Source organism: Micromonospora sp. NBC_00860 (assembly GCF_045207375.1).
Classification (GTDB): domain Bacteria; phylum Actinomycetota; class Actinomycetes; order Mycobacteriales; family Micromonosporaceae; genus Micromonospora; species Micromonospora vinacea.
This window is the reverse complement of record NZ_CP108825.1, coordinates 4,054,802-4,076,876: the sequence shown is the minus strand read 5'-3', so window position 1 is coordinate 4,076,876 and position 22,075 is coordinate 4,054,802. Positions and strand designations below refer to the sequence as shown.

Here is a 22,075-nt window from a genome sequence, read left to right as displayed (position 1 = left end):
GAACGGAGATCACATGAGCACATACAAACGGCGGCAGCTGCTCGCGGCCGGTGCCGTCGGCGCCGTGCTGGCCGGGGCGGCGGTGCTGCCGTCGCCCGCACTGGCCGAGCCCGGCGACGACGCCAGCGTGCGGGTCACTGTCGACATCGACGAGATCAGGGAACCGGGCGTGCTCGCCCTGTCGATCGCCGGTGACGCCGTCGCGCTGTCCGAGGACGGCTCGACAGTGCTGGTTCGCCAGTTCGTCGGCACGCTGCCTACGGTGACGGTCACCGACACCCGCGTCGCCGACGAGGTGCCCGACGGCGCCAACTGGGCGGTGCTCGGCAGCGCGACCGACTTCGCGGGCACCGCCGGCCAGGCGCCGATCACCGCCGACCACTTCGGCTGGAAGCCGCGCCTGCTGGACGGCGGCGAGACCGGTCTGGTCACCGAGGGCGAGGAGGTGGTGACCAGCCTGGACGAGCCGACCCAGCCGGGCAACAACGTCGGCCTCGTCGACCAGGAACTGTTGGTCTCGGCCTTCGACTCCAAGGCCGTCGTCAGCGACTCGTACTCGGTCAACGCCGACCTGTACCTGCGGACCCCCGCTGAGGTCGCCGCCGGCGAGTACAGCTCCACGCTCACGCTCTCACTGTTCGAGTAGTGGCCTGGGCGGGGGCCCGTATCGGGCCCCCGCCCAGCCCCGTGCCGAAGGGCCGCCTCATGACCGTCACCCCGCTGCGCCGGGCGCTCGTCGTCCTCGCCGTCGCGTTCCTCGCGGTTGCGGCCGCGCCGACCGCGGCGGCGGCGGAACCAGACCCGAAGGCCCTGACCTGGACGGTCCAGCCGGCCACCGCGAGTGGGCCGGACCAACGCCGGTGGATCAACGCCAGCCTCGACCCGGGGCAGACCGTGACCGAGCACCTGGCGGTACGAAACCTCAGCCGCACCGCCGTCGCCTTCTCGCTGAAGGCCGCCGACGGCTACCTCACCGACAAGGGCCGCTTCAACATGCTGTCCTCCGACCGACCCTCGGTCGACGGCGGCACCTGGATCGACGTGCAGGAGAAGGTCACCGTCGGCCCGAACGAGACGCGGGTGGTGCCGTTCACGATCACGGTGCCCAAGGAGGCCTCACCGGGCGACCACCCGGCTGGCATCGCCGCGACGGTCACCAGCACCGGAGGCACTGTCAACGTCGAGAGCCGCGTCGGATTCCGGGTCATGCTGCGGGTGAACGGCTCCGCGCGGGCGGCCCTGGCCGTCCGGGGTCTCGACGCGTCGTACTCCCCGTCGTGGAATCCCTTCGCCGGTGGCACGGTGCGGGTCCGCTACACCGTCGGGAACGACGGCAACGTCTGGGTCAGCGGAACGAGTCGGGTGGAGATGTCCGACCTGCTCGGCCGGACCAGCCACGACGCCACCAGCGCCGTCGAGGAGTTGCTGCCCGGCGGCGCTCGGACGGTGGAGACCCGGGCCGACGGCGTCTGGGCCCTGGGGCGCCTCCGTACGACCGTCAGCACGTCGCCGACGCTGCTCGGCGACGGCCAGGCCGGGGCCGACCTCCGACCGGCCTCCGCCACCGTCACCACCTGGGTCGTGCCGTGGGCGCAGCTCGCGCTGCTGGGTCTGCTCGCCGGCCTGCTCCTGGGTCTACGGGCGGTGGCCCGGCAGCGACGGCGTCGGTTGGCCGGGCTGCTCGCCCGCGCGAGGCAGGAGGGCCGGCAGGAGGGTCAGGAGTCAGTGCTCGTCGGCGGCGCGTCCGCGCCCGGCGAGCCCGACGCGGGCGACGCCCGCCGGTAACCCGTCGGCGCGAGGGAATCGCGCTGCCGGATCGCGGCGAGGCGTCGCCCGGCCGCAGCCTCAGGGCTTGGACTGGTCGAGCAGCCAGCGCAGGATGCTGGCGTCCTCGTAGGTCGGTCCGAACGCCGCGTGGTAGTCCGGCACCGAGAAGGCGGCGTCGGCGTACTCGGTGTAGCGCACCAGGTCGGCGGCCTGCTCCGGCGTCTTGCCCCGGGTGGCGTACGCCTGCCGCAGCACGGCCGTGGAGTTACGCGCGCCCGAGACGTTGAGCAGGTGGTCGTACTCGCCGTGCGTGATCCACACCGGCACCTCTGCCGCCGCGATGGCGGTCGCCTGGGTGGCGTTGACCGGGAAGCCACCGGTCACCAGCCCGCCGGCGAACAGGTCCGGACGCTTGGCGAACGCCTCCCAGAGCAGTTGGGAGCCGTACGACACGGTGGTCGCGTACACCCGACGGGTGTCCACCGCGAACTGGCCGACGAATTGGTCGAGCAGCTTGACCAGCAGGTCCGCCTCGGCGACCCCACCGACCCGCTGGTGCTGGGGCGCCAGGACGATGACGTCCTCGGCGGTGCCGGTCCACCGCGGTTGGAGCCACGCGGTCGCCGGGATGTCGGCGGCGAGTTGGACGCCGAGATTGTCACCGTCCCAGCCCATCCCGTGACCGGGCAGGACGACCATCAGTGGGTATCTGCGGCCCGGCTGGTAGTTCTTCGGCAGGTGGTAGTGGTACGGCAGCACCATTCCGCCGCTCAGGAACGAGCCGTAGGTGAACTCGTCGACCAGTTGGTTGACCGGCTTCTCGGTGACCGGTCGAGATTCGCGCGGTGTGGCCCGGGCGAGCACCGGTCCCTTGCCGGCCCCGCGACCGGGCTGGGCGTGCACGTCCTTGCGTTGCACGACCCGGGTCGGCAGTTCGGGATTGACCTTCACAGTGCAGAGGAAGGTCGGGCACTTGGAGACGATGACCGTCGAGCCGCCGGTGTCGGCGGGGTCGAGTTCGACGATGACGTACCGGCCTGGCGCCGATCGGTGGTCGGCACGGGTGCCCGGTGTCCCGTTGGTGTAGGTGTGGGTGACGGTCCGGTCGGCGAGCTTCGGCAGGTCCTCGATGGGGTTGAAGCGGAAGTTGTAGATGGTGTCGGTCACCGAGAACGTGGCGGTGTCGAGGGTGCGCGGGTTGACGGTGGCCGCGTACTCGATCGCCACGGCCGAGACCTTCTGGCCGTACGTGTGGACGGTGGTGATCGGGGTGATGCTGCGGATTCCGTCAGTGGTGCCCCGGCTGCCGCTCGCGCTGCCGTACGCCGTGCCGGAGGCTCCGGCCAGGACGAGGGTGGCGGCGAGCGGGATCAGTCCTTTTCGCAGTCTCATGCGGGTCCTTTCTCGGTGGTGGTGCCCTCAGCCAGCGATTCCGCTCGGGACGGGGAGTGGGACGGGTCGGCGCGAGCTGGTCGCTAAACTGATTTAGCAGAGCATCGACGGCGGGCCCGGCGGTGTCAATACCGAGCGCTGCAACAAACCTGCAAGCGCCAGCTATTGCCTTCAGGGAAACCGCTTTCCTACGATTGCGTTGCATCGATGTTTCATTTGACTGTCGGGCGAGCGATGTCACCGGGCGCACCTTGCTTGCGCGGCACATCCCTGCTTCTACCAGGGCGTGAGACACCTCGATGACATCATCGCGATTGACTGTCGCCAATTCCTGAATGATGTTCGTCGGCAGGTGTGGTCGCGATGTGCGTCGAGTCGAATCCTGGAACGAGACGAATGCGAAGGTGAGGCGACATGAGACGACCAGTCGTGCTGCGACGTCAGGCGGTGTTGGCCGCGGCGGCTGCGGCGGCTGCGGCGGCCGTGGTGATCGGGGTCGGGGTGGCCCTACCGGCCCCGCAGGCCTCAGCGGCGGCGGTCGGCAGCGCTACCGGCTACGCCACCCAGAACGGCGGGACCACCGGCGGCGCGGGCGGGCAGACGGTACGGGCCACCACGGGCACGGCGATCCACGCGGCGCTGTGTGGTCGGACCAGCAGCAGCACCCCGATCACCATCGAGGTCAGCGGAACCATCAACCACGGCAACACCAGCAAGGTGTCGGGGTCGAGCTGCAACACCGCCGCGGGCGTGATCGAGCTCAAGCAGATCAGCAACGTCACCATCATTGGGGTCGGTAGTGCCGTCTTCGACCAGCTCGGCATCCACATCCGCGACTCCAGCAACATCATCATCCAGAACGTGACAGTGCGGAACGTCAAGAAGTCGGGCTCACCCACCTCCAACGGTGGGGACGCCATTGGCATGGAGAGCACGGTCCGCAACGTCTGGGTCGATCACGTCACCCTGGAGGCGTCGGGCGGGGAGTCCGAGGGGTACGACGGCCTCTTCGACATGAAGGACAACACGCAGTACGTGACGCTGTCCTACAGCATCCTGCGCAACTCCGGTCGCGGCGGCCTCGTCGGGTCCAGTGAGAGCGACCTGTCGAACGGCTTCATCACGTACCACCACAACCTCTACGAGAACATCGACTCCCGCACGCCGCTGCTGCGCGGCGGGGTCGCCCACATCTACAACAACCACTACGTGAGCCTGCACGAGTCCGGGATCAACTCCCGGGCGGGAGCCAGGGCCAAGGTGGAGAACAACTACTTCCGGAACTCCAAGGACGTCCTGGGGACCTTCTACACCAATGAGCGCGGCTACTGGCAGGTCGCCGGCAACGTCTTCGACAACGTGACCTGGTCCAGCGCCGGCAGCGAGAACTACCCTGCCGGCCCCAATCCGACCTCCAACACCACTGTCGGCATCCCGTACTCGTACAGCCTCGACGGGGCGAGCTGTGTGCCGGACATCGTCCGTCAGACGGTCGGTGCCAACACGGGTCTGAGGGTGTCCAACGGCAGTTGCTCGCCGCAGACCCCGCCGCCCACCACCCCACCGCCGACCACCCCGCCACCCACCACGCCTCCGCCCACCGGCGGGACCAACCTCAGCCTCGGCGCCGGCGCCGACGGCTCCAGCAAGGCCAGCGGGACCAGCTACGGCAACGTCCGCGACGGAAACCTGAGCACCTACTGGTCGCCGGCCGGAGCGACCGGCACGATCTCGATCAAGTGGGGCTCCGCGACCCAGGTGTCCCGGGTGGTGATTCGGGAACCGTCCGGCACCCAGGGCTCGATCGGGTCCTGGCAGCTCATCAACAACGACAACGGGGCCGTCCTGGCCGCCGGCAGCGGGGCCGGTTCGATCACCTTCTCGCCGACCGCGACGAGCAAGCTCAACTTCAAGATCAACAGCTCCGGCGGTACGCCACGGGTCGGTGAGTTCGAGACGTACGCCAGTTGAACGAGTGTCGCTGAGCGGTATGCCTCAGAGGTATGAACATGCCTCTGAGGCATACCGCTTCTCGGCGGATCGACATGGGCTGGCCAGCCGATCGTGTCCGTCACGAATCCGTTGACGGCAGGGTGTCCATGAAGGAGCTGACCGAGAAGACCGCTCGCCCGGGCCCGGCGGGGCCGTACCCGGGCGGGCTGGACAGGCCGTGGGCGTCCATGGTCGCCCGGTAGGCCTCCAGCAGGCGGACGTGGTATTCGAGCGGCGCGCCCTGCGGGTTCGTCCGGCCCAACGGTGTGGTGGGCTCCGGGCACCAGGTGGTGAACCGGGGCGTGATCCCCCGGGACATGAAGTAGTCGAGCCCTTCGGTGGTGGAGTCGATCGCCTCGTCGACGCTCGTGAAGCCGTGCGGGGCGGCCATCTCCACGCCCGCCACGAAGTTCGGGATCACGTTGCGCGGGCCGAACACCTCGGCGGAGTCGAGGATGCGCCGGTGCCACTCCTCCCGACCGACGTACCGCTCCTTGCCCGGGCAGTACAACTCGAACAACCGCTTGTCCCACACCTCGTAGTTGGGGTGGTAGATGCGGATCCCGTAGTCGTGGAACCGCTGCACATCGGCTCGGGGCAGCGCCTGGGCCACGACCTTGCCGATCCACCGTCCCGGAAACCGCTCCTCGATCGCCTGCGCGTACTGGCCGTAGAAGTCGGCCTCGGCCAGCCCGTTGACCTGCGAGGTGATGCTGCCACCGGTCAGGGTGTACGCCTGCGACGCGCGATCGACGTCGTGCCGGTTGATGATCTCCAGGGCCTCGAGGACCTCGTCGACCGGCTTGACACCGGTGTAGGGCCGGCCGGCCTGCTTGTGCTGCCGCCAGTTGTGGTTGATGTCGCAGTACTGGCACTCCTCCTTGGCGCCGAAGTACTGGCAGACCCGAAACGCGGTGAGGTAGATGAGGTAGCCCCACTGGATCGTCGGGGCGACCTCCATCACCGACTTGCCGTTGGCCAGCGTGTGGCGGTAGTACGCCGGCATGGGAGGCAGCCCGACATCGGCGATCGGCCGTCCGTCCAGGAACAGCCGCAGTCGACCGTCGTTGTCGGTGCCGACGCGGTACGGCGAGCTGGGATTGGTGCGGACCGAGACGACCGTACGACGCAGCTCGTACGGACCTCCGGTGAGCACGATCTCCTCCGGCGGCCGGCGCAGCGCCGCCGTCCCCAACTCGGGCAGCGTCCGGTGATCGAAGGAGAAGATGAAGTACGACTTCGGCTTGACGTCGCCGTGCTCGTTGTCGGTCAGTGCCGCGTCGTCGAAGGCGAGCCCGCCCCGCAGCAGGTCCTCCTTGAGGACCGCCTCCCGTGGCACGTGTGGGAAACGGCTCATCAAGTCTTCGATGAGGTCGGTGCGCGACGCCATGCGGTTCCTCCCGAACGCGGTACGCCGAACCGGGTGGCAGGTGCCACCCGGTCACCGGCTGATCAGCCTTGCTTGGTCTCCCAGAAGATCTTCGAGATCTCCTCGATCTTTCCGAGGAGCTGCTCGGCGACCGCCGGGTCCGCGGCGCCCTTCGCGCCGCCGGCACCCGCCAGCTTCGTCGCCTCGTTGAAGAGGCCGTGCAGCTGGGGGTACTTCTCGAAGTGCGGCTGCTTGAAGTAGTCGGTCCACAGCACCCAGAGGTGGTGCTTGACCAGCTCGGCGCGCTGCTCCTTGATGAGCAGCGCGCGGGTGCGAAACTCCGGGTCGTCGCTGGCCTGGTACTTCTCGGAGATCGCCTTGATCGACTCGGCCTCGATGCGGGCCTGCGCCGGGTCGTAGACGCCGCAGGGGAGGTCGCAGTGCGCGCTCGCGACGGTGCGCGGGCGGAGAAGGCGGGACAGGAACATCGGAATCCCTTCGACGGTGGTGCTCAGCTGACGGACGTCTGGGCGCGGCGGCCCGGACGTGATCATCTAGGGACGCTAGAACCTCAACCGCACTTCATGTCAAGACGGGGTCGATCACGAGCCTTGACTCCGGATGAGCGTCAGCAGGGCGGCGTGCGTCCGCTCGTCCGCGGCCACGACGAGACCGTCCCCACCGGTGCGCAGCGGCTGACCGTCGAGCCCGGTGACCACGCAGCCGGCCGCCTCGCATAGTGCGATCCCGGCCGCGAAGTGGACGCTGTTCCGCAGGTCGTGGCGGTCCGTCACATAGGCGGCGCGGCGGCCGGCGGCGACCCAGGCCACGGCCAGGCTGGTGGAGACCACCCGGGGGCGGAACTGTTCGAGGAAGCCCTCGTCGGTGAGCATGCGAGCGGCCAGGAAGACGTCCCGGTTGGGAAAGGGCGGATCGAGATTCAGGTCCACGAGCGTCGACTCGGCCGACGGGACCAGACGCTCGTCGGTCCCCGTGCCCCGGACGTACGCGGCGGTGCCGTCGGTCCAGAACACCTCGTCGGCGAACGGGTCCACCGAGGCCGCCACTGTGACGTCCGCCCCGACGCGCAGGGCGACGTTGACCGAGGCCAGCATGGTCCGCGCGGCGAAGTTCAACGTGCCGCACAGCGGATCGACCAGCCACGTTCGCCCGTTGTCGCCAGCGCCCGTGCGCCCGCTCTCCTCGGCCACCACTGCGTCGTCCGGACGCGCCGCGCGCAGGACGTCGAGGATGGCCCGCTCGGCCTCGACGTCGGCGGCGGTCGCGAAGTCGCCGGCGGTCTTCATGACGCGCGTCAGGGCTGAGCCGTACCGGGAGCGGACGACTGCCGCTCCAACTTCCGCCGCCTCGACGGCCAGCGCCTGGTCTGTGATCGACATGCCCGAACCATAGGAGCCGCCGGCAAGAGGTCAGTCCGACAGTTCGATGATCGGTAGTTGACTGACGACCGCCGTCATGATCATGGGGGCGTCACCGTCACACTGGTTGACCGAGACCGCTACCCACCGGCCCTCGGTCACCATCGGCCCCCAGACGGTCAGATCGCCGTAGCAGTCAAGGCCGCAGAGCGACTGGAACAGCGCCGGCATGGGTTCACCAGCCTGATGCCGAAACAGCGGCACCCGCATGGAGACCGTGCGATGCGCGCCCCACCTCCGGTCCAACTCCCGTACGACGAGGGCCAGGTTCGCCTCGGCGGCCTCCTCGGCCTGGTTCCATTCGGCCCCGTACACACCCGTCAGGGCCTCGCTCTCCCAGAGCGGGGCGATCCGGAAGCCCTCGCCCCGGGTGCCGGTCCACTCACCGGTGGCCGGGTCCCCCTCGCCGACCGGTACGCCGCCCGTGGGCAGGTCCGCGACGAGCAGCGACTCGATGTCGGACACCGTCCGACCGGCGTCGAACACCTCACCGGCCCGGCCGGTCACCGGGGGACTCCTCGTACCGCTGGCGGCCCGTACCGCATCGTCCGCACCACCCGTCTCCGTCGGCTCACCGGCCCTCGATCATCGCACCGAGGGCCAGCCGACGAGGGGGCGGGCGTCGGTCAGGAGACCGCCTTCTGCACCAACTCGGTGATCGTCTTCTCCACGGCCGGGCTCCACTGCTGCAACGCGTACGCCACCGGCCAGAGGTCTCCGTCGTCGAGGTTGGCCGGGTCCTGGAAGCCCACCGTCGAGTACCGGTAGTTGAACTTGCCGGAGTCCTGGAAGAAGACCACGATCTTGCCGTCCTCGTTCGCGTAGGCGGGCATCCCGTACCAGGTCTTCGGCGTCAGGTCCGGGGCGGCGGCGGTCACCGTCACGTGCACCCGCTCGGCGAGCGCGCGGTCCTCCGGCTCCATCTGCGCGATCCGGTCGAGGACCGCCTGCAGCCCGTCTGCCTTCTTGGCACCCTTCTTGCCCTCCGCGCGCAACTCGTCGGCGCGCTCCTTCATCGCGGCCCGCTCCTCGGGGCTGAAACCGTCGGACACCGTCGTGGTCTTCGCGGACATTCTCGGGCTCCCTCTCGTCGTCCAGGTCGGCGTGCTGCCGTTCACCTGGGGAAAGGCTAGGCCGCTCGACGCTGTCGGGCTTCTCGATTCCTGACCGGTCCGAAGCCGGACCGCAGGTGGCGGTCCTCGTGCCCATGATTTGCTGGTCAGCGTGATCGGTGGCTAGGTTGTCGACCGAAGCAGAACGACCGGTCTAGGGAGTCCCGCCATGAACATCACCGCCGATCGGATGGCAGCGGCATACTCCGACGCCATTGAGACCCTGTGCAGGACGAACCCGAAGGGCTGGTACGCCGAGCGGGCTACCGCGCGCGCGGCGGTGACCCAGGCCGCCGTCGCGTCGCTCAACGCGGCCTACGACACGACGACCGAGCCGGATCTCGGGTCGCTCGACGAGATGGCGACCGAGGTCGGCAGGCAGGCCGCGCACTGGTCGATCATGGTTCGGGGCGAGGCGGGTGACGAGGTCGCTGACCTCGCTGCCCGGCACGGGCTGCTCGCACGTAGTGATCTGCCCTTTCTGGCCTGCGCCACGGAGGACATCGTGTTGAGTGGCGGCTCGACGCAGCACCCGTCGGTGCGCCAGGTCGGCGCCGCCGAGAGCGACCTCTACACCGAGATCCTCACGCGGAGCTTCGAGGCCCCCGACGGCCTCTTCGGGTCGCTGATGGGCGGTGCGGTGCTCGACGCCGACTCCATCACCGGCTACCTCGCCGAGGAGTCCGGCCGGCCCGTCGGCACCGGGCTCGGGATGCGAAACTCCGGCATGGTCGGCGTGTTCAACATCGCCGTCCTCCCATCCGCCCGGGGCCGTGGCCTGGGCCGGCTGATCACCGAGACGGTTCTGCGGGACGGCATCGCGGCCGGCGCGGACGCCGCGTACCTGCAGAGCAGCGCGATGGGTAGGCCGCTCTACGAGTCGATGGGCTTCGCGCTCGTGGAGACCTGGACCATGTTCCACGCGCGGTGAGGGACGATTTTCGACCGGGCGGTGCCAGTGATGGGGGAGTGGGCGATGACCTTCAGTGAGAACGTGCGCTCGGCTTTTCGCCGAGGCGAGACCGAGGCCGTGGTGCGGATGAGCGAGGCCGAGATCGCGCGGGCCCAGGCGGCCGGCGACCCGGCGGGCGAGGTCGAGGCGCGGTACAGCCTCGCCCGGGTCGCGATTCGCGGCGGCGACCTGCCGGGCGGAGAGGCCCGGGCCCGGGAGGCTCTCGCGGTGGCGCTGCGCTCCGGCGACCGGGCCCTGGAGGAACGACCGAGGCACGTGCTCGCCGGCGTGGCGCGAATGTCCGGCGACCTGCGCCGCGCCCGGGACCTCTACCGGGAGAGCATCGCGCTCAACGAGGCGCTCGGCCAACCCAAGACGGTCAACTCCGAATATCACAACCTCGCGTTCTGCGAGCTGGGGCTGGGCAACCTCGACGTGGCGCGGACGCTGTTCGCCGAGAACCGCGAGCGGGTGTTCGACAACGGGTGGGCCGACTTCGTCCCGTACGTCTGCGTGGCCGGCGCCGCGCTCGCGTCCGCCGAGGGAGACCACTCGCGCGCGGCGCGGATGATCGGCGTCGCGGATGCCGCGTTCGCGGCGCTCGGCCAGGTACCGGACCCGGACGACGCGGCGGACCTCGCCCGGATGCGCGCCGCCGCGGTCGAGGCGCTCGGCCCGACCGACTTCGACCAGAGGTACGCAGTGGGCCAGCACCTCGAACCGCGTTCGGCGTTCGGCATCTAGGGCCATGCCGGATCGCCGCTTGGACTCCGCCTCGGTGAGGCCGAGCGGCCAGCTGGGATGCCCAGGATTTGGACCGGGTGGACCCCAAGCGCCTTTGGTCGAGTCAGTTGAAGCCCGAGTGATACGCGTGCGCTCCTGAGCTCGTGCATGGACGTCAGGAACGAAGGGTACGCAGGCCGGTGCGGATTTCGCTGACCAGGATCTCGGGCTGTTCCAAGGCGGCGAAGTGCCCGCCCCTGGCGGCCTCGCCGTAGTGGACCAGATTGCTGTAAGTGTCTTCGATCCAGCTCCGTGGCAGGAGCGGGATGTCTCTTGGGAAGACGGTCACCGCGACCGGAAGCGTCAGTTTCGGGCCGGCGAACGTGCCCGACTTGTTTTCCCAGTAGATGCGCCCCGACGACGCTGCGCTGTTGGTGAACCAGTAGAGAGATATCGCGTCGAGTATGTCGTCGATGCTGAGGGCGTCCTCGGCAAGCCCTTGGTTGTCGGTCTTGGACTGGAACTTTTCGTAGATCCAGGCTGCCTGACCAGCGGGAGAGTCTGCCAGAGCGAATCCGACAGTCTCCGGCTTCGTGCCCTGCAGGTGGTTCGATCCACCGAGATCGCCAGCGTAGAGGGCGAGGGTATCCACGGCGTGGCGCTGTTCGGGCGACAAGGTGTCGGGTATCTGTGCGGGAAAGGCGAACTGGGTGTTCAGATGAATTCCGAGCAGCCCCTCAGGTTGCATGGCCCCGAGGGCGGTGGTGACGACAGCACCCCAGTCGCCACCTTGCGCGGCCCATCTCGTATAGCCGAGCCGCTTCATCAGCTCCACCCACGCGCGTGCTATGCGCGGAACGGTCCACCCGGTCTCCGTGGGCTTCTGGGAGAACCCGAACCCGGGAAGCGACGGAACGACGACGTCGAATGAATCGGCGGCGTCTCCTCCGAACGAAACCGGATCGGTCAGCGGGCCGATCAGCTTCAGGAAGTCGACGATCGAGCTCGGCCATCCGTGTGTGAGTATCAGCGGCAACGCGTTGGGATTCTTGGACCTGACGTGGATGAAGTGAATGTCCAGCCCATCAATCTGGGTCAGGAATTGTGGCAAGCGATTGAGCTCGGACTCGAAGCGCCGCCAGTCGTAGCTGCGCTCCCAGTAGCTGACCAGAGATCTCGCGTTCTCTACGCGAACCCCTTGCGACCAGTCGCCCACCGTTTCCGGATCTGGCCATCGAGTCCTGGCCAGCCGCTGCTTCAGATCGTCGATCTCCGAATCCGAGATCGAGACGGTGAACGGGCGGACGAGGGCCGAGGTGGGCGGCGTCAGTGTTGTCATTGACCGTCTCCTGAGCTTTGAAGGTGTCTATTCACGGATGGCCCTGCCGGAGAACGAGATGTGGCGGGTCAGCTGCCGGTGGATGCCGTGCTTGTGTGTGCGCTGGTCGCGACGACGCGGGGTGCGCGAGAGCTGGCCCGGCTGCGGAGGAGTGCGACGGCGACGGCGAGTTGCCAGATGACGATGGTGTAGACGGAGCCGCGTTCGATCGCGCCCGAGGGCAGGCCGGCACCGAAGGTGAGGAAGAGAGCGACTACGGAGACCAGGCCGAATGCTCCGACGACGATGCTGATGAGGCCGATCAGCCGCGTCTCGGGAGTCTTTCGCCAGTGGATGCCCAGGACGAGGGCAAGCACGTTCCCGCCGACGATCGCCAGCGTTGCTCCGGTGAAGTGCAGGGGAAGCGTGCCGTTCTGCTGCGCCTGCAGGGAACCGTGGAAGGTTCCGACAAGGATGTAGCCAACCATAGTCACGACCCCCGTCACGGCGGTGAAGGTACGCCGCCCGCTGATCGTCCGCGATAGCAGCACTGTGGCGATCCCGAACAGGATGCCCTGAACGATGAATCCGGAGTTCATGACAACGTGCAGCGGCGAGTCGAGTTCGCGGCCTTGGAACACCCCGGCCGTTGCGGATCCGAGGTCACTGATCCAGTTGTCGGCGTAGCTGTAGCTAGGCGATTTCCACGCCGCGGCCGTGATCGCCTCGGCGGCGATATAGATCGCCGGGCCTAGCAGGAAGGTGGCAGCGGCGAGGGGGCGGAGCTTGTTCATGATGTGTTCCATTCCGTCTAAACAGCTGAATGGTCGGTCAGATCCGAAGGGGCAGTGTGTTCGGAGGGCGAGTCATCGTGGTCCCAGTCTTCGTTCGAACCAGAGGTGGGCCAGGACTATCAGGGCCAGGTAGACCACGAGCGTTCGGCCACTGACGGCGGTGGCGAGCAGGCCAAGCAGCAGTGGGGCCGCGATGCCTGTGGTGACCCGTGAGATCGTTCTCGGCAGGTCGGAACTGTGGCTGGCGACGCCGGTGACCACGCCGAGGGTGAAGTAGGCCGCAACCGCGCCGCACAGCAGCCAGCGACCTTGCTCGGGCAGTGGGTTGGAGCCGTGCCTGACCACCAGTGAGAGCGGTACGGCGATGGTGGCGACGACGCCGGTGACCAGGCAGTGCAGGCCGAGGGCGGCGCGGGTGGGGATCCGGCCGGCGCGCAGGTGCGGCAGGCCGGCGTATCCGAAGACGACGGACAGGCCGAACATGCCGGCCAGCAGAACGAAGGCCGCGATCGCGGTGGCCAGCAGGCCGAGGTCGTACCGCGCCTCGCTTGAGGCGGCGACGATCTGCACCACCGATTCGCCCAGCACGATGATGACGAAGAGTCCCAGCCGCTCGGAGAGGTGGGCCGGATCGACCGATACCCCGTGGATGACCGGTCGCGCGCCGTCGTAGCGGCCTCCGGATCGTGGCCGACGCCGAGTGCGTTCTGGTGCGGTGAGGTACGACTGGACGCGCTGGAGGATCCTGCTGCCGGAGAGGATCAGGATCAGCAGCAGGTCGAGGCCGACTCCGGCTGCCCAGAGCACGAGTTTCCACTGTTCGTCGGCCCAGAGCGACGCGAACCAGGGCAGCAGTCCTGCGGAGTACTGCACCACCGGGAAGTCCAGCAATACTGCGCCGCGTTGCCACGACTTGGACCCGTAGACGCGCGTGGCGATGTATGCGATGGCGAAGACGTTGAGCGGGCGGATGTCGCTGCTGTGCCCCAGCACTGTGTGCGCCACGCCTGGCACGGACGCGGCCATGGTCCCGAGGCCGAACATGCCGACCATCAGCCGCAGTACGCGGGTCTTGCCGGCGGCGACGTTGCCGTACAGCATGAACGTCGTCCAGGACAGCCACAGAGCCAGGAACAGCAGTGCGTAGAGAGCGAGCGCCGCGGCGTCCAGTTCAGACCCGAGCACGTGTGCCAGGGCGGCCACACCGGCCACCGCCACCAGATCGAAGAAGAGCTCGGCCCAGCTCGCGTGCCGCTCGACCCTGGTGTCCTTGGACTCTTCGTCGATCTTCACCACCGGCGGCCGCCGAGTGGTGACGTCGCGGTGATCACGGGTGCCTGGGTGATGCTGATGTCGGACCTCCGGGACGATGTGGTCGGGTCGGTACGTCGACGATCCGTCAGCCGGCGAGTGTGCTGCTGCTGGTGGCGTGCAGGCCGCGGTCGAGAAAGCTGATCATCCAGGTGAAGCTGTCGTCGACGGATGCGTCGATCTGGAACCCGCCGGCTGCTTCCAGGGTCGAGAACCCGTGCAGGACGCTGCGGAGCATCCGCATGGCGTGGATCTCCTGGCTGGAGTCCAGGTGGTAGCCGCGCAGCATGGCCGCCCAGGAGGCGAGGACCCGTTCGATGCCAGGAACGAGCGGGTCGTCGGGTCCGATAGGGCGGGCGGCATTGCCAGCCACGTACCGGCCCGGGTGTTCCTGCACGTATGTCCGCATTGCTTGCGCGCCGGCGGCGAGGGCGTCGCTGCCGGCCCGGCCCTGGGTTGCGTCGCGAATGGCATCAGCGAGCTCGTTCATGGCCAGGACGCCGATGCGGTGGGCCAGATCGGCTTGGCTGGTGACATGTTTGTAGAGCGCGGGGGTCTTGACGCCGAGCCGTTCGGCTACCAGACCCATGCTGAGGTTCTCGAAGCCGATCTCGTCGACCAGGTCGGCGCCGGCCTCGGTGACCGACTGCGGGGTGAGCCGGGCCCTAGGCATTCGCCAGCGTCTTGCCGAGGAAGGGCCGAGCCAGCGCGAGGATCTGATCCGGCGTCTGGACATGTGGGTAGTGACCGGCACCCTCGATGACGACGAGCTCACCGATGCCGCGGGGCAGATCAGCGATGATTTTCTCGCCCTCGGCGCGGGGGTCGGCCCAGTCGGGGTCGAGGCTGCCCTCGATGACCAGGACGGGGCAGGTGACATTGGCCAGTTGCGCGCCGGCGTCGGTCGGGCTGGTCTTACACATGGCCTGAAGGACCTTCATCCGGCCGGGCTCGCTCAGCTTCGCCTCGATGCGCCTTAGTTCGGCGTCCCAGTCGGCCGGCTTGACCGGGTACGCCGCGTCGAGGTACTTCTTCCAGCTCGCCAGACTTCCTCGGACCATGACCTGCGCCATCTGGCTGTAACCGGTCCGGAAGCGCTTCACCCGCATCAGCCCGCCGAAATCGAAGGGTTGCACGCGGGTGAACGGTGCCAGCTCGATGACGCCGTTGATCAGATCGGGCGCGGTGGCTGCCGCGATGGTCGCCGCGCCGCCGCTGATCGATTGGCCGATGATCACGGCCGGACCGCCGAGGTGGCGCACGAGGGCGACGAGGTCGCCCGCGATGTCGGTGCGACTGTAGCCGTCCCAGCCCAGGCTGGAGTCGCCGCAGCCGCGGATGTCGACGTTGGCGACCCGGTAGCCGGCGCCGGCCAGGGCCGGAGCGAGGAAGCGGTAGGAGTGCCGACTGTCGCCGATACCGTGCGCCAGGACGACGAGAGGGCCCCGCCCGGACACCTCGTAGGCCAGGTTGTTACCGGCGATGCTCAAGGACTCGGTCATGACGACCCTCACATAGTTGGTTAACAACGATTCCTGTAAGTTAATGGAGTTAACTAAATGCGTCAAGCAACCTTCCTCAACTGTGCTCGCAGCTCGTCTGGATGCCGGGTGTCGGCGCAGGCGCAGCGTGCGGCTACCGAGCGCCGTGCACGGTAGGTGAGTGGCCTTCGCTCGCCATGGCGGCGAGGACGGCGTCGAGTAGGCCGGGAAACCTGGCGTCCAGGTCGTCGCGCCGCAGCGAGTGCACGATCACTCGGCCCTGTCTGCGGGCGAACAGCACTCCGCTCTCGCGCAGGACGCGCCAATGATGGGTAGCTGAGGACGCGGGGACGTCCGGCAGCACCGTGCCGCACGTCAGTTCCTCACCTTCGGCGAGGCGCTGGATGATCTGCAATCGCACCGGGTTGGCCAGGGCGTCCAGGACTCCTTCCAGTCGTAGCTGGTCGCGGTCCGGATGGGTGAGTGTTCGCACCCTTCGACTGTACGATAGATTACGTACAATCGCACTGGCAGGACGAAATTGACCAAGGAGAAGTCATGAGCGCGTACCTGGTGATCGAAGCAACCCCGTCGGACGCCGAGCGGTTCAGCGAGTACGAGCGACAGAGCCTCCCGCTGGTGATCAAGTACGGCGGCGAGCCGCTGGCCCGCGACACCGACACGCTCCCGATCGAGCGCGACGATCGCCCCGCGATCGGTGTCGTCATCAAGTTCCCGGACAAGCAGGCCGTCCAGGCGTACTTCGACTCGCCGGAGTACGCACCACTGCGCGCGTTCCGCCAGACCTTTACGCAAGCTCGCGCCTTGGTCATCGAGGACTGAGCCTGAGCTTGCCCACTCATGGCCCGGCGCAGACGCTCGGCCTAGCTAAGCGGCCTCGGGTGAGGTCGAGGCTCGGGCGGCGGTGATGGTCCGCCCCCGCTCCGACTCTCCGAAGCGGTCGAGCATGGCGCGTACCTCGTCGGCGCTCACGTTGGCGCCGAACAACTCGCTGCCCGGTTCGAGTCGTACCCCCTCGGCCAGGCGGCCGGCGACGACCGGATCGAAGCCGAGCGCGTCCACCAGGGCCGCGACCGCGGCGAGGTCGGCGCTGTCGTCGCCGGCGATAGCGATGGCCTTGCGGCCGGTCGCCCCCGCCGGCCGGGCCTCGTCCTCCAGGTCGTGGTAGCCCATGTGGTTGAACGCCTTCACGACGCGTGAGCCGGACAGGAACGCCTGGACGGTCTCGCTCGACGAGGTACGCGGGTTGGTGAGGTCGTCGCGGATGCCGTCGATCTCCCACCAGTAGTTCATGGCATCGACCACGAGCTTGCCGCGCAACGCCTCGGCGGGAACGCTGCGGTACTTGCCGAGGGGGAGGGCGAGGATGACGATGTCGGCGTCCGTCGCCGCGTCGACCGCCGTGGTGGCCTCGGCCCCCGGGGCGAGGACCTCGACGGTGAGGGCGATCTTCGCCGGGTTGCCGGAGCCGGCCACCCGCACCCGGTAGCCGGCGGCGACGGCGAGCCGGGCGAGCACCGTGCCCACCTTGCCGGCACCGAGGATGCCGAGGGTCGCAGGCCGGCTCCGGTCGTTGTCGTTCATGTCGTCCTCTCGCTGGGAATGTGCTGATCAGGCCAGCAGGTCGCGGACCATGGGGATCACCTTCGAGCCGTAGAGTTCCACGGCCCGCATGCGGGCGCTGGCCGGTTGCGCTCCGGCCGAGTAGATGAGGTCGAACCGGCCGACGCCGAGGCTGCGGATCGCGCCGGCCATCCGGCGGGCCACCGTCTCCGGTGAACCGATGTAGAGGGAGCCGTTCTCCACCTCCGAGTCGAACTCCTGACGGCGGATCGGTGGCCAGCCCCGCAGTTTGCCGATCCGATCTCGCATGATCCGGTAGTGCGGCCAGTAGATCTCCTTGGCCTGCTCGTCGGTGTCGGCGATGAAGCCCGGCGAGTGCATGCCGACCGGGTGCGCGGTCGTACCGAGCTGGTCGGCGGCCCGGCGGTAGAGGTCGATGTACGGCGCGAAGCGCTCGGGGGCGCCGCCGATGATGGCGAGCATGAGTGGCAGCCCGTACTGGGCGGTGCGGACGACCGACTGCGGGGAGCCACCCACACCGACCCAGGTGTCCAGGTGACCCGACTCGGTCTTCGGGAACACGTCGGCGTTCTCCAGCGGGGCGCGCAGGGTGCCGCTCCAGGTGACTGGCTTCTCGTCCAGCAACTTGACGAACAGTTCGATCTTCTCCTCGAACAGCGTGTCGTAGTCGCGCAGGTCGTAGCCGAAGAGCGGGAACGACTCGGTGAACGAGCCGCGACCGAGGATGACCTCGGCTCGGCCGTTCGACAGAGCGTCCACTGTGGCGAAGCGCTGGAACACCCGTACCGGGTCGTCCGAGCTCAGCACTGTCACGCCGGAGGCCAACCGGATCCGCGAGGTGCGGGTGGCGATTCCGGCCAGCACCGTCTCCGGCGTGGAGACGGAGTACTCCGGCCGGTGGTGCTCGCCCAGGGCGATGACGTCGACCCCGAGTTGGTCGGCGAGCACGGCCTCGTCGACGACCTGTCGGATCGCCGCCGCGTGGGAGACGAGCTTGCCGGCGTCGTCCTCCGGTACGTCGCCGAACGTGTCCAGGCCGAACAGCAGATCAGACATGGTTGGGCTCCTTAGCCAGCAGCTCCCGGACCCGCGGCGCGACCTCACTGCCCAGCAGTTGGATGGTGCGCGCGCGTGCCTCGCGGGGCAGGTGCATGATGTCGTACTTCAGGTCGAAGCGGCTCAGCCGCAGGTCGCGAGCGACAGTGGCGATCTTCTGCGCCACCGTCTCGGGTGAACCGACGAAGAGCGCCCCGTGGTCGATTTCGGCCTCGTAGCGCGCGCGGTCCGGTTTGTAGAAGCCGCGTTCGGCGGCCAGAGCCGCCACGACCGGCTGCCAGTATCGCCACCACGTCTCCACCGCCTCCTCGTCGGTGTCTGCGACAAGGCCGAGTGAGTGCTGCCCGATTGGCTGCAGGGTATGCCCGAATTGTTCGAGCGCCCTGGTGTAGAGGTCGACGTGGCCGGCGAAGCGCTGGGGACGCCCGCCGATGATCGCGAGCATGAGCGGACGTCCGTGCCGGGCGGCCCGGATCACCGAGTTCGGGCTTCCCCCGACACCGATCCAGGTCGGGATGCCGCCGGGCCGCATCCGTGGGTGCAGGCGCTGCGCGGTCAGCGGGCTTCGTACCGTGCCGGACCAGGTGACCGGTTCGTCCTGCTGCAGCCGCAGGAAGAGGTCCAGCTTCTCCTCGAACAACCGCTCGTAGTCGGCCAGGTCGTAACCGAACAGCGGAAACGACTCGGTCGCCGACGCGCGCCCGAGGACGATCTGGGCGCGGCCGTCGGAGACGGCGTCGAGGGTGGAGAACTCGTGGTAGAGCCGTACCGGGTCGTTGGTGCTGAGCACTGTGACCGAGGTGCCGAGGCGAATCCGCTCGGTCGCCGTCGCGACCGCCGCCAGCAACACGGGTGTCGCCGAGTCGTTGTGACCCTCGCGGTAGTGCTCACCGACGCTGAACACGTCGATTCCGGCCGACTCGGCGAGCCGTGCCTCGTCCACCAGCAGCCGTACGGTCTCGGCGTCGCTGAGGACGCGGTCGCCGTCGGTGGCCACCTCCCCGAACGAGTTGAGCCCCAGCTCGAAGTCTGCAGCTGCCATCGTCTCCTCCTCGGTGCAATCCGGCGGCGGCCCACGGACGAGGACCTACCGGTTGACGTGTCAATGATGCTAACTTGGCGATTGACACGTCAATTCCCGGGAGGGTGAGATGACGGAGGCCACACCCGGCCGGCGGGGCGGGCGCCAACTCCCCACCGCCGACGAACTGCGGATCTGGCGGGACTTCATCGAGACGACGGCAGCGCTCGGCTCCCGACTCGAGTCCCGCCTGCAGAGCGATTCGTCGCTCTCGACGGGGGACTACGCCGTGCTCCTCGCCCTCACCGAGGCGGAGGGTCAGGCGATGCGGTCGTCCGAACTCGCCGCGCACATCGGGTGGGAGCGGAGCCGGCTCTCCCACCACCTCGGGCGGATGGAGCGGCGCGGCCTGATCCGCCGCCAGGAGTGCGCGACGGTGCCCCGTGGGGCGGAGGTGCTGCTCACGACGGCCGGCGCCGAGGCATTCAAGGGGGCCACCTTTCCGCACCTGCGCGCCATCCGTGAACTCTTCGTCGACGCCCTCACCCCGGACCAGATCGCCGCTGCGGGCGAGATCGCCGCGGCGCTACGAGCGCGGCTCGACGTCCTGGGCAAGGACTGACCCCTGACGGATAGTGATCGGTCAATTGCTAAGGGCTATGCCCGGGTGGTCCAATCCTCCAGGAACCCGCCAATCCGCCTGCCCTGGCTGAGACGGCGACGGCTGCCGCCCCGGGAGGTACGACCATGATCGAGACCGCCGCAGCAGAGGCCCGCCGCGTTCGACAGGGCCACCCCGGCCCTCGGCGTACGGAGTCGGTGCTGCCGGAACTGCGGGAGATGTGGTGGGAGACAGGGGTGCGGGCGCGCGCGGAGGCCGGCGTCTTCGCCGTCTTCGCGGAGTTGCCCAGGCTCGTCTGGACGGCCCTCGGTATCAGTTGGCGCGCGGACCGGCTCCGTACCGGTGTGGTGGCCGCGGCGACTGTCGGCGCGGGGGTGATGGCCGCCTTCGGCCTGTTGGCCACGCAGCGGGTGTTGGTGGAACTGTTCGCCGGCGGACCCACCGCCGACAAGGTACGGGCGGCGCTGCCCGCGCTGGCCGTGCTGGCGGCGACGGTCGCGCTCCGCGCGGGGATGGGCATCGCCACCGGGTACGCGCAGAACGGGTTGACGCCCCGGGTGAGCCGTGAGGTGGAGCGGGGCCTGTTCGAGGTGTCCACAGCGGTCCGGTTGGAGGCGTTCGACGCCGACGCGTTCGCCGATGACATGGAACGCGCCTCGCGAGGCACCGAGTCGACGATCGGGCTGGTGCAGGCGTCGATGAACCTGCTCGCCGGGCTGGCCGGGCTGCTCGCCGTGGCGGCTGCCGTCATCGTCATCCATCCGCTGCTGCTGCTGGCGCTGCTGGTCGCCACGGTGCCCAACGCGTGGGCGTCGTTGCGGGCCGGGCATCTGCGCTACCAGACGTACACCACCGGCTCGGTGCGCCGACGTCGACTGTGGCTGCTGCACAAGTTGATGGCCGAACGCGCCTCGGCCCCGGAGTTGCGTTCCTACGGGCTGCGCCGTTTCCTGCTCGACCAGTACGACCGGGTGATGCAGGTGGAGACCGACATCCAGCTCGCCCTCGCCCGGCGGGTCACCACCACCACCACTGTCGGCGCGATCGTCGGTGGCCTCGCCACCGGCACCGTCTACGCCCTGCTCGGGCTGCTGCTCCTGGACGGGCAGATCCCGCTCGCCGCGGCGGCGACCTGTGTCATCGCGGTGCAGTCCGCGCAACGGTCGCTGGCCATCGCCACCTTCCAGGTCGATCACGTCTACACCGAGGGGCAGCACTTCGGCGACTACACCGGCTTCATGACCCGCGCCGACGCGTACCTGCCCGACCGCACCGGATCGGTAGCCGCAGGCGACCCCGATCGGCTGCGCGAGTTGACAGTCGACGCGGTGAGCCTGAGTTACCCCGACCGGGAGGTCCCCGCCGTCGACGGCGTCACGTTGACGATCACCGCCGGGCAGACTGTCGCGTTCGTCGGGGAGAACGGCTCGGGCAAGACGACCCTCGCCGCGATGATCGCCGGCCTCCGCGCCCCCACGGAGGGCAACATCGAGTGGAACGGCCGCCCGTTGTCGGACTGGGACGTCGACGGGCTGCGGGCCCGCATCGCGGTGGTGACGCAGGAGTACCACAAGTGGCCGTTCACCGCGGCCACCAACATCGCCATCGGCGACGTCGACAGCGAGGCCCGGCAGGATCGCATCGAGGCCGCCGCCGGCCGCGCGGTCGCCCACGACATGATCAACGAGCTTCCCCACGGGTACGAGACGCTGCTCGACCGGACCTTCGCGCGCGGCCAGGACCTCTCCGGCGGGCAGTGGCAGCGCATCACTGCGGCCCGTGGGTTCCTGCGCGACGCCGAACTGCTGATCATGGATGAGCCGTCCTCGGCGCTCGACCCCCGGGCCGAGGACGCCCTGTTCCAGACCATTCGGGACCGCAGAGGTCGTGCCACCACGATCCTCATCACGCACCGGCTCGCCAACGTCCGGCATGCCGACCGGATCTTCGTCCTGCACCACGGCCGGCTGGTCGAGGCGGGCACACACGCCGACCTGGTCGCCACCGGCGGTCGGTACGCCGAACTGTTCGCCCTCCAGGCTGCCGGCTACGACGCGAACCTGGCCGAGGGTCACCGGCACACCTGAACCGTCCAGTCGGACCTTCTCCCGCTGGATCGCG

23 protein-coding genes are annotated in these 22,075 nt (G+C 68.7%); 8 read left to right on the top strand and 15 right to left on the bottom strand.

The genetic code is table 11. The features are described from left to right. Window positions 1–13: 13 nt before the first annotated feature. Window positions 14–646 carry a hypothetical protein gene (locus tag OH804_RS18620; RefSeq protein WP_406058422.1) on the top strand — a complete coding sequence of 211 codons (633 nt, stop codon included), beginning with the start codon at window positions 14–16 and terminating at the stop codon, window positions 644–646. Window positions 647–705: 59 nt separating this feature from the next. Then, the gene (locus tag OH804_RS18615) at window positions 706–1,785 is read left to right on the top strand and encodes a WxL protein peptidoglycan domain-containing protein (RefSeq protein ID WP_406058420.1); all 1,080 of its coding nucleotides are present in this window, start codon (window positions 706–708) and stop codon (window positions 1,783–1,785) included. A gap of 60 nt (window positions 1,786–1,845) precedes the next feature. On the opposite strand, the gene OH804_RS18610 is transcribed toward OH804_RS18615, so the two are convergent. Next, entirely contained in the window at window positions 1,846–3,159 is a 1,314-nt protein-coding gene (locus OH804_RS18610; protein WP_406058418.1) for a hypothetical protein, read from the bottom strand. Between the two features lie 414 nt (window positions 3,160–3,573). Here OH804_RS18610 and OH804_RS18605 point away from each other — a divergent pair, with 414 nt between their 5' ends. Then, window positions 3,574–5,130, top strand: a complete 1,557-nt coding sequence (locus tag OH804_RS18605) for a polysaccharide lyase family 1 protein (protein ID WP_406058416.1) — start codon at window positions 3,574–3,576, stop codon at window positions 5,128–5,130. Window positions 5,131–5,230: 100 nt separating this feature from the next. Here OH804_RS18605 and OH804_RS18600 read toward each other — a convergent pair whose 3' ends face one another. The 5 genes from OH804_RS18600 to OH804_RS18580 all read right to left on the bottom strand — a co-directional run bounded on the left by OH804_RS18600 (window position 5,231) and on the right by OH804_RS18580 (window position 9,032). Continuing rightward, entirely contained in the window at window positions 5,231–6,541 is a 1,311-nt protein-coding gene (locus tag OH804_RS18600; RefSeq protein ID WP_406058414.1) for a radical SAM protein, read from the bottom strand. A gap of 62 nt (window positions 6,542–6,603) precedes the next feature. After that, the gene (gene sodN / locus OH804_RS18595; RefSeq protein WP_091401080.1) at window positions 6,604–7,008 is read right to left on the bottom strand and encodes a superoxide dismutase, Ni; all 405 of its coding nucleotides are present in this window, start codon (window positions 7,006–7,008) and stop codon (window positions 6,604–6,606) included. 114 nt (window positions 7,009–7,122) lie between these two features. After that, window positions 7,123–7,920, bottom strand: a complete 798-nt coding sequence (locus OH804_RS18590) for an inositol monophosphatase family protein (protein ID WP_406058412.1) — start codon at window positions 7,918–7,920, stop codon at window positions 7,123–7,125. Between the two features lie 30 nt (window positions 7,921–7,950). Beyond that, window positions 7,951–8,466, bottom strand: coding sequence for a hypothetical protein (locus OH804_RS18585; RefSeq protein ID WP_406058410.1), 516 nt, complete (start codon window positions 8,464–8,466; stop codon window positions 7,951–7,953). 119 nt (window positions 8,467–8,585) lie between these two features. Then, a complete protein-coding gene (locus OH804_RS18580) occupies window positions 8,586–9,032 on the bottom strand; it encodes an iron chaperone (RefSeq protein ID WP_406058408.1) in 447 nt (148 codons plus the stop codon). Window positions 9,033–9,240: 208 nt separating this feature from the next. Between OH804_RS18580 and OH804_RS18575 the strand changes: the two genes are divergently transcribed. Both OH804_RS18575 and OH804_RS18570 read left to right on the top strand, forming a co-directional pair. Next, window positions 9,241–10,002, top strand: coding sequence for a GNAT family N-acetyltransferase (locus OH804_RS18575; RefSeq protein ID WP_406058406.1), 762 nt, complete (start codon window positions 9,241–9,243; stop codon window positions 10,000–10,002). Window positions 10,003–10,047: 45 nt separating this feature from the next. Continuing rightward, window positions 10,048–10,767, top strand: coding sequence for a tetratricopeptide repeat protein (locus OH804_RS18570; protein ID WP_406058404.1), 720 nt, complete (start codon window positions 10,048–10,050; stop codon window positions 10,765–10,767). 154 nt (window positions 10,768–10,921) lie between these two features. Here the strand turns inward: OH804_RS18570 and OH804_RS18565 are convergent, their stop codons facing one another. The 6 genes from OH804_RS18565 to OH804_RS18540 all read right to left on the bottom strand — a co-directional run bounded on the left by OH804_RS18565 (window position 10,922) and on the right by OH804_RS18540 (window position 16,143). After that, window positions 10,922–12,085 (bottom strand): epoxide hydrolase family protein, encoded by a 1,164-nt coding sequence (locus OH804_RS18565; RefSeq protein WP_406058402.1) that lies wholly within the window; start codon window positions 12,083–12,085, stop codon window positions 10,922–10,924. Between the two features lie 68 nt (window positions 12,086–12,153). Continuing rightward, window positions 12,154–12,858, bottom strand: coding sequence for a DUF998 domain-containing protein (locus tag OH804_RS18560; protein ID WP_406058400.1), 705 nt, complete (start codon window positions 12,856–12,858; stop codon window positions 12,154–12,156). A gap of 72 nt (window positions 12,859–12,930) precedes the next feature. Then, complete coding sequence (locus OH804_RS18555; RefSeq protein WP_406058398.1) at window positions 12,931–14,151, bottom strand: low temperature requirement protein A; 1,221 nt, start codon at window positions 14,149–14,151, stop codon at window positions 12,931–12,933. A gap of 106 nt (window positions 14,152–14,257) precedes the next feature. Next, window positions 14,258–14,842 carry a TetR/AcrR family transcriptional regulator gene (locus OH804_RS18550; RefSeq protein WP_406058396.1) on the bottom strand — a complete coding sequence of 195 codons (585 nt, stop codon included), beginning with the start codon at window positions 14,840–14,842 and terminating at the stop codon, window positions 14,258–14,260. Next, entirely contained in the window at window positions 14,835–15,671 is an 837-nt protein-coding gene (locus OH804_RS18545) for an alpha/beta fold hydrolase (protein WP_406066582.1), read from the bottom strand. The genes OH804_RS18550 and OH804_RS18545 overlap by 8 nt, the downstream gene beginning before the upstream one ends. A 133-nt stretch (window positions 15,672–15,804) precedes the next feature. Further along, the gene (locus OH804_RS18540; protein WP_406058394.1) at window positions 15,805–16,143 is read right to left on the bottom strand and encodes an ArsR/SmtB family transcription factor; all 339 of its coding nucleotides are present in this window, start codon (window positions 16,141–16,143) and stop codon (window positions 15,805–15,807) included. A gap of 65 nt (window positions 16,144–16,208) precedes the next feature. Here OH804_RS18540 and OH804_RS18535 point away from each other — a divergent pair, with 65 nt between their 5' ends. Beyond that, entirely contained in the window at window positions 16,209–16,493 is a 285-nt protein-coding gene (locus OH804_RS18535; RefSeq protein WP_406058392.1) for a DUF1330 domain-containing protein, read from the top strand. Window positions 16,494–16,538: 45 nt separating this feature from the next. On the opposite strand, the gene OH804_RS18530 is transcribed toward OH804_RS18535, so the two are convergent. The 3 genes from OH804_RS18530 to OH804_RS18520 are packed head-to-tail and all read right to left on the bottom strand — an operon-like array spanning window position 16,539 to window position 19,353. After that, a complete protein-coding gene (locus OH804_RS18530) occupies window positions 16,539–17,255 on the bottom strand; it encodes an NADPH-dependent F420 reductase (protein WP_406058390.1) in 717 nt (238 codons plus the stop codon). Window positions 17,256–17,282: 27 nt separating this feature from the next. Further along, a complete protein-coding gene (locus OH804_RS18525; protein ID WP_196921940.1) occupies window positions 17,283–18,311 on the bottom strand; it encodes an LLM class flavin-dependent oxidoreductase in 1,029 nt (342 codons plus the stop codon). After that, window positions 18,304–19,353, bottom strand: a complete 1,050-nt coding sequence (locus OH804_RS18520; RefSeq protein ID WP_196921941.1) for an LLM class flavin-dependent oxidoreductase — start codon at window positions 19,351–19,353, stop codon at window positions 18,304–18,306. The genes OH804_RS18525 and OH804_RS18520 overlap by 8 nt, the downstream gene beginning before the upstream one ends. A 109-nt stretch (window positions 19,354–19,462) precedes the next feature. Between OH804_RS18520 and OH804_RS18515 the strand changes: the two genes are divergently transcribed. Then, window positions 19,463–19,954, top strand: a complete 492-nt coding sequence (locus OH804_RS18515) for a MarR family winged helix-turn-helix transcriptional regulator (protein ID WP_196921942.1) — start codon at window positions 19,463–19,465, stop codon at window positions 19,952–19,954. A 218-nt stretch (window positions 19,955–20,172) separates the two neighbouring features. Further along, the gene (locus OH804_RS18510; protein ID WP_406066580.1) at window positions 20,173–22,041 is read left to right on the top strand and encodes an ABC transporter ATP-binding protein; all 1,869 of its coding nucleotides are present in this window, start codon (window positions 20,173–20,175) and stop codon (window positions 22,039–22,041) included. Window positions 22,042–22,075: the final 34 nt, after the last annotated feature.